Origin of the sequence: Staphylococcus casei (assembly GCF_030294405.1) — a bacterium.
Lineage (GTDB): Bacteria > Bacillota > Bacilli > Staphylococcales > Staphylococcaceae > Staphylococcus > Staphylococcus succinus.
The window spans coordinates 1,333,954-1,347,380 of the sequence record NZ_CP125718.1; the positions used below are offsets into that span (position 1 = coordinate 1,333,954).

Genomic DNA, 13,427 nt, shown 5'->3' on the forward strand with positions numbered 1-13,427 from the left:
ACATGGAAGTATATGCAGATTATGCTGCAACAACCCCTGTCAAACAGGAAGTAGTAGATAAAATGATGGATATATACGCTGTTCATTATGGTAACCCATCTTCTATTCATAGCGTTGGGAGAAATGCACGAAAGCATCTAGATGATTCACGTAGAAGTGTCAAACAGGCTCTTGGTGCAAAGCAAAATGAAATTATATTTACAAGCGGCGCAACAGAATCTAATAATACAGCTATTAAAGGTATTGCATATGCACAGCGCTATAAGGGTAACCATATCATTACTACTAAAATTGAGCATCACTCTGTACTGCACGTGTTTGAACAACTTGAAAAAGAAGGCTTTGATGTAACTTATTTAGATGTAGATCATCAAGGTCTAGTCCAACTTGATCAATTGCAAGAAGCTATTACAGAACAGACGATTTTAGTGTCAATAATGTTTGTCAATAATGAGATAGGTACAGTACAGCCAATGTATGAAATTGATAGCATTGTTGCCGATTCTAATGCCTTATTACATGTCGATGCCGTGCAAGCAATTGGTCATCTAGATATAAATTTTCATGATTTTAATATTGATGCAATGAGTATAACAGCGCATAAATTTGGAGGCCCTAAAGGTGTTGGTGCCTTACTAGTCAAAGAAGGTACGCCACTACAATTTTTACAATTAGGTGGAGAACAAGAAGCAAAACGCAGAGCTGGTACTGAAAACCTTCCGCAGATTGTTGGCTTTGCGGAAGCGCTTAAGCTTGCAACACAACATTTAAACGAAAATAACATACACCTTATGAATTTGAAAAATCAGTTTCTAGTTTCCCTCCAAGAGCGTTCTATACCCTTTGAATTAAACGGCTCTATGACTGAGTCAACGGGACATATTGTGAATTTATATTTTCCATTTATTGATGTTGAAACTATATTAACCTTATTGGATTTAGCCAATATTTATGTATCATCGGGGTCTGCATGTACCGCGGGGACTACCACGCCGTCACATGTATTAGTAGCAATGTATGAGCATGACGATAGAGCAAAACATTCTGTTCGTTTTAGTTTTAACGAACAAACAACGGAACAAGAAGTGAAGTATATAGCGACAGAAATTCATAAAATTTATCACAAATTTAAGGAGGACATATAAGTGTCAAATAAAGATACACGTGTTGTTGTAGGCATGTCGGGTGGCGTAGATAGTTCTGTAACTGCACATTTATTAAAAGAACAAGGTTACGATGTCATAGGCATTTTCATGAAAAATTGGGACGATACAGATGAGAATGGTTTTTGTACAGCGACAGAAGATTATAACGATGTTATTGCAGTATGTAATCAAATAGGGATTCCATATTATGCGGTTAATTTTGAACAAGAATATTGGGATAAAGTGTTCACTTATTTCCTAGATGAATATAAAAAAGGACGTACACCAAATCCGGATGTAATGTGCAATAAAGAAATTAAATTCAAAGCGTTCTTAGAACATGCGTTGAAATTAGGTGCTGATTATGTAGCTACAGGTCATTATGCACGTATTCAGCGTCACGAAGATGGGCATGTTGAAATGTTGCGAGGTATTGATAATAACAAAGATCAAACTTATTTCTTAAATCAATTATCACAAGATCAATTAGCGCATGTGATGTTCCCAATCGGCGATATAGAGAAAAAGGAAGTACGTCGTATTGCTGAAGAACAAGATTTAGCTACGGCTAAGAAAAAAGATTCAACTGGTATTTGTTTTATTGGTGAACGTAATTTCAAAGAATTTTTATCGCAATATTTACCAGCGCAATCTGGAGACATGCGTACATTAGATGGTGAAAAAATCGGTACACATGCAGGTCTGATGTATTATACAATCGGTCAACGTCATGGTCTTGGCATTGGTGGAGATGGTGAACCATGGTTTGTTGTTGGAAAAAATTTGAATGATAATATTTTATATGTTGAGCAAGGTTTCCATCATGACGCGCTTTACAGTGATTATTTAATTGCATCAGATATTTCTTTTGTAAATGATGTTGATTTAGAAAATGGTTTTGAATGTACTGCTAAATTTAGATATCGTCAAAAAGATACAAAAGTATTTGTAACCAAAGAAAACGACGACGCGATACGTGTTACTTTCGATGTGCCAGTACGTGCCATTACGCCTGGGCAAGCTGTAGTATTATATGATGGCGATATATGCTTAGGTGGGGCTACAATTGATGATGTCTATAAGCAATCAGGTCAATTAAGCTACGTTGTATAATATTATATGATAGAGATTTATTCGGAAATCGTTAGTTGAGCTATATATTTATAGTGACTGACGATTTCTTTTTAGTAAAATAGCGTTTAAAAACCATCAGCAAATGTTATAATAGATAGTCAGAAAAGAGGGTTTAAATTGAATCAAGAACAAATTTATAAATTAATCAAGCAAGGTAACATAGAAGCGGCAATTAAAGCACTATTTGAGAATATTGAGCAAAATCCGCAAGAAGTTGAAAATTACATAAATGCAGGTATTTTAATTGCTGAAGCTGGAGAAGTAGCAAATGCAGAAAAATTCTTCCAAAAAGCAATAACATTAGATCCTCATAATGGTGCAATATATTATAATTTAGGCAATGTATATTATAATGAGAACCGATTTAATGAAGCGATTAAACTATATCAACAAGCTTTAAAATATAATGTTGACCAAGTAGATACTAACTACATGATAGGCATGTCATTTAATCAATTAGAAGCATTTAAAGAAGCACTGCCATTTTTAATGACAGCAGCTGAGTTAGATGACCGTAAGGATGTTGAAGTACAATTTCAATATGGATTAGTGCTTTGTCATTTAGAAATGTTTGAAGCCGCAGTAATACAACTGGATCATGTGTTAACTATAGATGAGACTCATACTGACGCTTTATATAACTTAGGTTTAGCAACGTATATGCAAACGGAAGATACCCAACAAGCATTACAATTTTTTGAACGTGCAGTTGCGATTAATCCAGAACACATTATGAGTCAACATGCTATTAAGACATTTAAAGCTATCGCAGAGGAGGATTAACTTATGGAAGACCCTACATTATTCACGAGTTCTATGATTAAAGGCACTGTTGATGCAATTTTATTTCAAAATAAAGAGAACTTTTATACAGTTTTAAAAGTAGATATGATTGAATCAAATGAATCATTCGATTCAATGCCTACAATTGTAGGGTTTTTTCCAGAAATAACTGAAGGCGATGTCTATACTTTTAAAGGTCAAATTGTTACCCATTCAAAATACGGCAAACAATTAAAGGCTGAAACGTTTGAAAAGGAATTACCACAAACGAAAGAAGCTATTATAAGTTATTTATCTAGTGATTTATTTAAAGGTATAGGAAAAAAAACAGCACAAAGCATTGTAAATAAATTAGGCGAAAATGCGATAAATGATATCTTAAATAATCCAGAAATATTAGAAAAAGTACCGGGGTTACCTAAGAAAAAACAAAAGCAAATTGCTGAGCAGATTGCGAGCAATCAAGAAACCGAACAAATCATTATACGTTTACATGATTTAGGATTTGGACCTAAACTTGCAATGGCTATTTATCAAGCTTATATGGGAGATACACTTGATATAGTTGAAAGTAAACCCTACCAACTTGTTTATGATGTGAAAGGTATTGGCTTTAACAAGGCAGATACTTTAGCTAGGAATGTTGGTATCCAGTTTAATGATGCTGAGCGTCTTAAGGCAGGCTTACTATATGTATTAGAAGAAGCGTGTATTAAACAAGGTCATACCTATTTACCAACGAATAATGTATTGGAAATGACTCAAGATATGTTATCGCAGCCACCAGCTGAGATGATTGACACGCAACAATTAGAAACAGTGTTACAAGATTTAGTGAGTGATACTAAGTTAATTCAACAAGAGAATGAAATTGCTATACCCAGCCTATATTATTCAGAACTTAAAAGTGTGCAAAATTTATATCGTAATTTCAGCTATACTAACAAATTAAAAGAAATCGAACAATCAGATTTGTTACTTGAAATTGGCGATATTGAAGAAAGAAATAAAGTGTCATATGCTGACTCACAAAGAGAAGCGTTACAAACTGCAATCAATTCTAAGGTAATGTTGCTTACTGGTGGGCCAGGTACAGGAAAAACGACAGTGATAAAAGGTATTGTCGAGTTATACGCTGAAATTCATGGTTTATCTTTGGATTATGATGATTATCAAAACGATGATTATCCAGTGGTTTTAGCAGCACCAACCGGAAGAGCTTCAAAACGATTGGCTGATGCTACAGGCTTAGAAGCAATGACAATTCATAGATTAATTGGATGGAATCAGGATACATCACCAGAAGATATTTTAGATAATGAAATTTCGGCCAAACTGATCATTATAGACGAAATGTCTATGGTTGATACATGGTTGTTTCATCAATTTATGAGTGCTGTGCCGATAGATGCGCAAGTCATTCTAGTAGGTGATGAAGATCAATTACCTTCTGTTGGACCGGGACAAGTATTTAAAGATTTAATTGATTCTAAGGTCATACCTCGTGTGAATCTGACCGAAGTCTATCGTCAACAAGATGGCTCGAGTATTATTGAATTGGCTCACAGAATGAAATTAGGTGAGTCCATAGATATTACACAGCGATTCCATGATCGTAATTTTATTAATTGTAGTACAGATCAAATCCCATCTGTCGTAGAAAAAGTAGTATCAAGTGCAGTGAATAAAGGCTATGACATGAGTGATATACAAGTATTGGCTCCTATGTACAAAGGTTCGGCCGGTATTAAAAAGTTGAATACTGTATTACAACATATCTTAAATCCTAAAGAAAAAGATACACGAGAAATAGAATTTGGTGATGTTTTCTTTAGAAAAGGTGATAAAGTGTTGCAACTGGTAAATAGACCGAGTGATAATATTTTTAATGGTGATATCGGCGAAATTGTTGGCATATTCTGGGCAAAAGAAAATGCTTTGAATAAAGATGTACTTGTAGTTGATTTCGAGGGGAATGAAATTACATTCACACGTCAAGATTTAATGGAATTGACACATGCTTATTGTACCTCAATCCATAAATCGCAAGGTTCTGAATTTCCAATTGTGATCATGCCGATGGTAAAACAGTATTTTAGAATGTTACAAAAACCGATATTATATACCGGTCTTACACGAGCTAAGCAATCTTTAGTCTTTTTGGGGGACCCGCAAGCGTTTGATATAGGATTGAAAACACATGGACAAGTGAGAATGACACAACTATGTTCACTCTTGAAAGCTTACTTCAATAATGAAGTAATTTCAGAAGAGGAAGATATCAATCAACGTATTGATTCAGAAACAGTATTAACAGAATCTACAATGTTTAAAATTGACCCAATGATAAATATGGGAACTATTTCTCCATATGATTTCGTAGAAGATTGACATTGGTAAAGAAAATAAATACAATATAATTAACTTCGCATGAAGAAAAGTAAACTATATTAGACAAAAAGAGATGTACTGGTTGGTGAAAAGTACGGGTGATATGAGTTGAACGCTACTTTGTGTCAGTAAACATAAGACTAATTAAGTGATAAGTGTAAATTAGTAAATTTTTGAATAACTATCGAATGATATGCACGACATAAAGCATGGATAGAATGAGATTTTGCTAAGGCTTATAACTAGGGTGGTACCGCGAAACGTTCGTCCCTTTTATGAGGATGGGCGTTTTTTATTTGCAGTTTTTATTATATGACTGATATAACATGATTTAATATGGAGGAAATTTAAGGATGAAAAACTTAAAAGCAAGTGAGATTAGACAGAACTTTATTGATTACTTTGTAGAAAAAGGACATATGGTGGAGCCTTCTGCACCATTAGTACCTATAGATGATGATTCGTTACTATGGATAAATTCGGGTGTAGCTACATTGAAAAAATATTTCGATGGACGTGAAACACCTAAAAAGCCGCGTATTGTTAACTCTCAAAAAGCGATACGTACAAATGATATTGAGAATGTTGGGTTTACAGCGAGACATCATACATTCTTTGAAATGCTAGGGAACTTTTCAATAGGAGACTATTTTAAACAAGAGGCAATTGAATTCGCTTGGGAATTTTTAACAAGTGAACAATGGATGGCAATGGACCCACAACGTTTATATGTTACGATTCATCCAGAAGATGTTGAAGCTTATCGTATTTGGAATGAAGATATTGGTTTAGAAGAAAGTAGAATTATACGTATCGAAGGCAATTTTTGGGATATAGGTGAAGGTCCGTCAGGTCCAAATACAGAAATTTTCTATGATCGTGGTGATCAATTTGGTCAAAATGATCCCAAAGAAGAAATGTATCCAGGTGGGGAAAATGAACGTTATTTAGAAGTGTGGAATTTAGTATTTAGCGAATTCAACCATAATAAAGACCATACGTACACGCCACTTCCAAACAAAAATATTGATACAGGTATGGGGCTTGAAAGAATGGCTTCTATTGCACAAAATGTACGCACCAATTATGAAACTGACTTATTTATGCCTATTATCAATGAGGTAGAAAAAGTTTCAAATAAAAAGTATTTAGAAAATGATGCCTTTGATGTTGCATTCAAAGTGATTTCTGATCACATTCGTACAATTGCATTTGCTATTGCAGATGGCGCATTACCAGCTAATGAAGGCAGAGGCTATGTTTTACGTCGCTTATTAAGACGTGCGGTGAGATTTAGCCAATCGCTAGATATAAACGAACCATTTATGTACAGACTTGTAGATATTGTTGCTAACATCATGGAACCCTATTATCCTAATGTTAAAGAAAAATCAGACTTTATTAAACGTGTAATTAAATCCGAAGAGGAACGTTTCCATGAAACGTTAGAAGAAGGATTAGCTATACTAAATAATTTAGTAGCTAAAGCAAAAGTAGAAACTAAAGAAATTAGTGGTAAAGATGCATTTAAATTGTATGATACTTATGGTTTCCCAGTTGAATTAACAGAGGAAATCGCAACCCAAGAAAATCTTTCTGTGGATATGGCTACTTTTGATGCAGAAATGCAACAGCAAAGAGATCGAGCAAGACAAGCACGTCAAAATTCACAATCTATGCAAGTTCAAAGTGAAGTGTTAAAAAATATTACTACGCAAAGTGATTTTGTTGGTTATGATGTTATGGATAAAGCCACTACAATTACAGATATTATTTATAATGGCGAATTGGTTGAAGAAGTTGAAGCTGGAGACAGTATTCATTTTGTATTAAAAGAAACGCCGTTCTATGCTGTAAGTGGTGGACAAGTGGCTGATAAAGGTACAATTAGTAATGAAAACTTCGAAATAACTGTTTCGGAAGTAACTAAAGCACCAAATGGACAAAACTTGCATAAAGGTGAAGTACAATTTGGTAATGTGAACACGGGGGCTGAAGTTTCAGCTAGTGTAAACCATACTGAACGCTGTGCAATAGAGAAAAACCATAGCGCAACACACTTATTACACGCAGCATTAAAAGAAGTATTAGGTGCGCATGTTAATCAAGCGGGTTCATTAGTTGAACCAGATCGTTTGAGATTTGATTTCTCTCATTTTGGTCCGATGACTGAAGACGAAATAGATAAGGTAGAACGTCGAGTGAACGAAGAAATTTGGAATAGTATTGAAGTGAGCATTCAAGAAATGTCTATTTCTGATGCCAAGGCATTAGGTGCAATGGCCTTATTTGGTGAGAAATATGGTGATATTGTTAGAGTTGTAAACATGGCACCGTTTTCTATTGAATTATGTGGTGGTATACATGTAAATAACACATCAGAAATTGGATTATTTAAAATTGTTAGTGAGTCAGGTACAGGTGCAGGTGTACGTCGTATAGAAGCATTTACTGGTAAATCGGCTTTCCTTTATTTAGAATCAGTACAAGAGAAGTTTAATGCCGTTAAATCACAAGTGAAAGTTAAATCAGATGACCAAGTCCTGGATAAAGTTGTTCAAATGCAATTGGATGAAAAAGAATTAACTAAGCAATTAGAACAACGTAACAAAGAAATCACTTCATTAAAAATGGGAGATATCACAGACCAAGTTGAAGATATCAATGGCTTAAAAGTATTAGCTACTGAAGTTGAAGTTGCGAATGCGAAAGCGATTCGTGAGACTATGGATGATTTTAAATCAAAATTACAAGACACTGTTATTGTGCTAGTAAGTAATATAGATGGGAAGGTATCATTAGTTGCCACAGTACCTCAATCATTAACAGATAAAGTAAAAGCTGGTGATATTATCAAAAATATGGCTCCAATCGTTGGTGGAAAAGGCGGCGGCCGTCCGGACATGGCTCAAGGTGGCGGTACAGAACCAGAGAACATAACAGAATCATTACTTTTCATTAAAAATTACATTAAATCCCTATAACTTCTATGTGATGTCATGTAGAATGTAACTAACTAGATTTTTACCCGATATTAAAGGAGTGTTTAATAATGGAAAACTTTGATAAAACTATGAAATTTAATTATGATGAAATTCCAAAAGAAGATGTCAAAACAGTACTACAAAATGTCTATAATGCGCTTGAAGAAAAAGGCTATAATCCTGTAAACCAAATCGTGGGTTACTTATTATCAGGTGATCCAGCTTACATTCCTCGTCACAATGAAGCAAGAAACCAAATTCGTCGTATTGATCGTGACGATATCATGGAAGAATTAGTATCGAACTATTTACAAGAGAAACCCGATTAAAATATGTTAAAACATAAAATTTTAGGTTTAGACGTTGGTAGTAAAACTGTTGGCATTGCAGTTAGTGACCTTATGGGTTGGACAGCTCAAGGATTAGACACACTCCGTATAGACGAAGAAAATAATGAATTAGGTATAGATAAGTTAGTAGAAATCATAAAAAAAGAGAACGTGGGTTCGGTTGTTATCGGTTTGCCTAAAAATATGAATAATTCTATTGGATTTCGAGGCGAAGCTTCGTTACAATACAAGGAGCAACTTAAAGAAGCATTGCCATCTTTAGAGATAATCATGTGGGATGAGCGATTAAGCACTATGGCTGCGGAACGTTCGTTACTCGAGGCAGATGTTTCAAGACAGAAAAGAAAAAAAGTAATAGATAAAATGGCAGCAGTGTTTATATTGCAAGGTTATTTGGATTCTATTCAATAAAAAGGAGCGTTTTATAATGACAGAACACAATCATGATGCTGAATTAGAAATAAACAACGAAGAGGAATTATTAACTTTATACGATGAAGAAGGCAATGAAGTTTTATATCGTAAAGTTTTAGAATTCTATCACCCTGAATTCAAAAAAGAATATGTGATTCTTGCTGAAGAAGGCGCAGAATCTGATGACGATGACTTAGTAGAATTAGTACCAATGATTAACGAACCAGATGAAAATGGTGAAGGTGGCAAATTCTTACCTGTTGAAACAGATGAAGAATGGGATATGATTGAAGAAATCGTTAATACGGAAATGGATGATCACGACCACGATCACGAATAATTTTGTATATAGGGAAACCAAGCTGATTAATTCAGTTTGGTTTCTTTTTATGTATTAAAATTAAACAGTATACCTATCCATTCATAGTGCAACATCATATATTTTAGACAGTGCATACATAATTTAATAAAGAAATGTACTATTATTTTAATTGAACAGGCTATGCCACACAATTTACACTTATATTCTGACTAACTTTATGGTAAAATATATAAAGTTAATTTCAACCGTATAATTAAGAATTATAGTATTAAGATAAATCATTAAATACTAAAGTAATGTCTCATATTAAAATGACCTATATTTAAATTACTTGCGTTACCGTAATCAGTCATTCATTCTGACTGATTTATTTTATTGTTTAAAATAAAAGTAGCATTTTACAACGAAGGAAGTTTTGAAAATGGATAACAATCAGTTATATTTATTAAAGTTGCATGAACAAACTGATGCGAATATAGAATCTCTAAGAGCATATGCGGAAGAAAATCATGTTCCAATAGTTGATAGAATCACATTAGAAATGATAAAACAGGTCATAAGATTACATAAACCCAAACACATATTAGAAATTGGGTCAGCTATTGGTTATAGTGCTATGCAATTTGCATCGATTTCTAAGGATATTAAAGTGACTACAATTGAACGTGACACCGAGATGATAGATAGAGCTAAAGCTCACTTTGAGGCATATCGATTTAAGGATCAAGTCAGGCTAATTGAAGGCGATGCATTAGAGCAATTTGAAAATGTTAATGATTGCACTTATGATATGATATTTATCGATGCTGCCAAAGCACAATCCAAAAAGTTTTTTGAACTCTATACACCGCTATTAAGAGAAGGTGGCGTTGTTATTACTGACAACGTTCTTTACCATGGTTTTGTGTCAGACATTTCTGTAGTGCGTAGAAGAAATTTACGTCAAATGGTTAAAAAAGTTCAAGAGTACAATGATTGGTTAATAAGTAACAAAAATTACACTACAAACTTTTTAAATATAGATGATGGTTTAGCAATTTCAATTAAAGGAGTGTCAATATGACAGAATTATTAGTAACCCCCAAGACTGTTGGGCATATTGAAACATTAATAGAAAAAGGCGCAGATGCATTTATTATTGGTGAACAAAAATTTGGTTTAAGGCTTGCTGGTGAATTTAATCAGGCAGCTATGAAAGAAGCTGTCGAATTAATTCATAAAAATGGTAAAAAGGCATATGCTGCTGTGAATGGAATATTCCATAATTATCATTTGAATGCATTGGAATCGTACATTAACTTTCTACACGAAATTAATGTAGATCGAATTATTTTTGGAGATCCTGCAGTTGTGATGTATGTTAAACAACAAAAGCATCCAATTCCACTACATTGGGATGCTGAAACGCTAGTGACAAACTACTTTCAATGTAATTATTGGGGAGAAAAAGGTGCTGCACGTGCACAATTAGCAAGAGAATTAAGTTTAGAAGAAATAGTAAACATTAAAGCGCATGCGAACATTGAAATAGAAGTACAAATTCATGGGATGACATGTATGTTCCAATCTAAACGTATGTTGTTAGGTAATTATTACACTTTCCAAGAACGCCAAATGAAAATTGAAAGAAATCAAGAAGCGAATGAATTGTTACTTTATGATGAGGAACGTGACAATAAATATCCGGTATATGAAGATTATAACGGAACGCATATCATGTCTCCTAATGACATTTGCTTAATTGAAGAATTAGATCCACTGTTAGAAGCTGGAATAGACGCCTTGAAAATTGATGGTGTATTACACACTGAAGAATATATTAATGTGTGCACTGAACAATATAGAGAAGCAATCGATTTATATCTTGAAGACCCTGAAGCTTATGAAGATGAAAAATTCATGCTAGTTGATCCAATTGAAGCAATTCAACCAGAGCATAGACCGTTTGATGAAGGATTCTTATATAAACAAACTGTATATTAAGGGAGGCTTAACAGTGAAAGTTTTAGAAAAAGAAAATACCAATAAAAAACCTAAAATGAAAAAACCTGAACTGCTTGCGCCTGCAGGAAATTTGGAAAAACTTAAAATAGCTGTACATTATGGTGCAGACGCTGTTTTCCTTGGTGGACAAGAATATGGGTTAAGATCAAATGCTGATAATTTCACTATGGCAGAGATTAGAGAGGGCGTAGAATTCGCCAAACGTTATGATGCCAAAATTTATGTAACGACTAATATTATTGCACATGATGAAAATATAGAAGGACTAGATGATTATTTACGTGACTTAGAGTCAACAGGTGCAACGGGTATTATCGTTGCAGATCCCCTGATAATTGAGACGTGTAAACGAGTAGCACCGAAATTAGAAATTCATTTATCTACCCAACAATCGCTTTCAAATTATAAAGCCGTTGAGTTTTGGAAAGAAGAAGGTTTGGATAGAGTGGTTTTAGCACGCGAAACAGGTGCTATGGAAATGAAAGAAATGAAAGCCAAGGTCGATATAGAAATTGAATCATTCATACATGGCGCTATGTGTATTGCGTATTCTGGAAGATGTACATTAAGTAATCATATGACAGCAAGAGACTCTAACCGTGGAGGTTGTTGTCAAAGTTGCCGTTGGGATTATGATTTATTAAAAGTTGAAGATGATGGTGAATTAGATTTATTTTATGACGCAAATGATGTAACACCATTTGCGATGAGCCCTAAAGATTTAAAATTGATAGAATCTATACCTAATATGATGGATATAGGGGTTGATTCACTTAAAATTGAAGGCCGTATGAAATCAATTCATTATATTGCAACAGTTGTTTCTGTATATAGAAAAGTGATTGATGCTTATGCGGAAGACCCAGAAAACTTCACGATTAAGCGTGAATGGCTAATAGAGTTGGATAAATGTGCAAATAGAGATACTGCTTCATCCTTTATCGTAGGTACCCCGGGTTATGAAGAACAGATGTTTGGTCAACAAAGCGCTAAAAAATCACCATTTGATTTTTGTGGTCTTGTGTTGGACTATGATGAAACGACGCATATTGCTACAGTACAACAACGTAATAAATTTGAACCGGGTCAAGAAATAGAATTCTTTGGTCCTGAAATCGAAACATTTAGACAGGTAATAGATACAATTTATGATGAAGAGGGTAATGAACTTGATGCTGCACGTCACCCGTTACAAATCGTGCAAATTAAAGTCGATCATCCAATTTATACGAACAACATGATGAGAAAGGAAATTGGATAATGAAAAGTACGACTATTATTGGGATTGCTGGTGGCTCTGGATCAGGCAAAACATCAGTAACAAACGAAATTATGAAAAATTTAGAAGGTCATAGTGTTGCACTATTAGCGCAAGACTATTATTATAAAGACCAATCACATTTAACATTTGAAGAGCGCTTGGAAACCAATTATGATCATCCATTTGCTTTTGATAATGATTTATTAATAGATAACTTAAATGATTTAAGAAATGGAATTCAAATTGAAGTGCCAACATATGATTATTCGAACCATACAAGAAGCGATGAAACGATTGCATTTGAGCCAAAAGATGTTATCATCGTAGAAGGTATATTTGCACTAGAGAACAAAACATTAAGAGATTTAATGGATGTTAAGATTTATGTTGATACGGATGCTGATTTACGTATTTTAAGACGACTCTTACGAGATACAGAAGAAAGAGGTCGTACGATGGAGTCTGTTATTAATCAATATTTAAATGTGGTTCGACCAATGCATAATCAGTTTATAGAACCAACTAAGCGATATGCAGACATTATTATTCCAGAAGGTGGAAGCAATAAAGTAGCTATCGACATAATGACAACAAAGATTCAAACATTAGTAAGTAAACAATAGTATGTATATGTAAAGG

12 protein-coding genes are annotated in these 13,427 nt (G+C 34.0%); all 12 read left to right on the forward strand.

Annotated features, from left to right (window positions below):
• Positions 1-2: 2 nt before the first annotated feature.
• Positions 3-1,145 carry a cysteine desulfurase family protein gene (locus tag QMO72_RS06480; protein WP_103267836.1) on the forward strand — a complete coding sequence of 381 codons (1,143 nt, stop codon included), beginning with the start codon at positions 3-5 and terminating at the stop codon, positions 1,143-1,145.
• Complete coding sequence (gene mnmA, locus QMO72_RS06485) at positions 1,146-2,258, forward strand: tRNA 2-thiouridine(34) synthase MnmA (protein WP_103267835.1); 1,113 nt, start codon at positions 1,146-1,148, stop codon at positions 2,256-2,258.
• Between the two features lie 138 nt (positions 2,259-2,396).
• Entirely contained in the window at positions 2,397-3,062 is a 666-nt protein-coding gene (locus QMO72_RS06490) for a tetratricopeptide repeat protein (protein WP_103267834.1), read from the forward strand.
• Between the two features lie 3 nt (positions 3,063-3,065).
• A complete protein-coding gene (gene recD2, locus QMO72_RS06495; protein WP_103267833.1) occupies positions 3,066-5,453 on the forward strand; it encodes an SF1B family DNA helicase RecD2 in 2,388 nt (795 codons plus the stop codon).
• A gap of 353 nt (positions 5,454-5,806) precedes the next feature.
• Positions 5,807-8,437, forward strand: a complete 2,631-nt coding sequence (gene alaS, locus QMO72_RS06500) for an alanine--tRNA ligase (protein WP_103267832.1) — start codon at positions 5,807-5,809, stop codon at positions 8,435-8,437.
• A gap of 68 nt (positions 8,438-8,505) precedes the next feature.
• Positions 8,506-8,766, forward strand: a complete 261-nt coding sequence (locus QMO72_RS06505) for an IreB family regulatory phosphoprotein (RefSeq protein ID WP_046836609.1) — start codon at positions 8,506-8,508, stop codon at positions 8,764-8,766.
• Between the two features lie 3 nt (positions 8,767-8,769).
• On the forward strand, positions 8,770-9,198 hold the full coding sequence (gene ruvX, locus QMO72_RS06510; RefSeq protein ID WP_046836608.1) for a Holliday junction resolvase RuvX: 429 nt from the start codon (positions 8,770-8,772) through the stop codon (positions 9,196-9,198).
• Between the two features lie 16 nt (positions 9,199-9,214).
• Positions 9,215-9,541, forward strand: coding sequence for a DUF1292 domain-containing protein (locus QMO72_RS06515; RefSeq protein ID WP_069823904.1), 327 nt, complete (start codon positions 9,215-9,217; stop codon positions 9,539-9,541).
• Positions 9,542-9,944: 403 nt separating this feature from the next.
• Positions 9,945-10,586, forward strand: coding sequence for an O-methyltransferase (locus QMO72_RS06520; RefSeq protein WP_103267831.1), 642 nt, complete (start codon positions 9,945-9,947; stop codon positions 10,584-10,586).
• Complete coding sequence (locus QMO72_RS06525) at positions 10,583-11,506, forward strand: peptidase U32 family protein (RefSeq protein ID WP_103267830.1); 924 nt, start codon at positions 10,583-10,585, stop codon at positions 11,504-11,506. Before QMO72_RS06520 ends, QMO72_RS06525 begins: the two co-directional genes overlap by 4 nt.
• A 55-nt stretch (positions 11,507-11,561) precedes the next feature.
• Complete coding sequence (locus QMO72_RS06530) at positions 11,562-12,788, forward strand: peptidase U32 family protein (RefSeq protein ID WP_103267839.1); 1,227 nt, start codon at positions 11,562-11,564, stop codon at positions 12,786-12,788.
• Complete coding sequence (gene udk, locus QMO72_RS06535) at positions 12,788-13,411, forward strand: uridine kinase (RefSeq protein WP_046836603.1); 624 nt, start codon at positions 12,788-12,790, stop codon at positions 13,409-13,411. Before QMO72_RS06530 ends, udk begins: the two co-directional genes overlap by 1 nt.
• Positions 13,412-13,427: the final 16 nt, after the last annotated feature.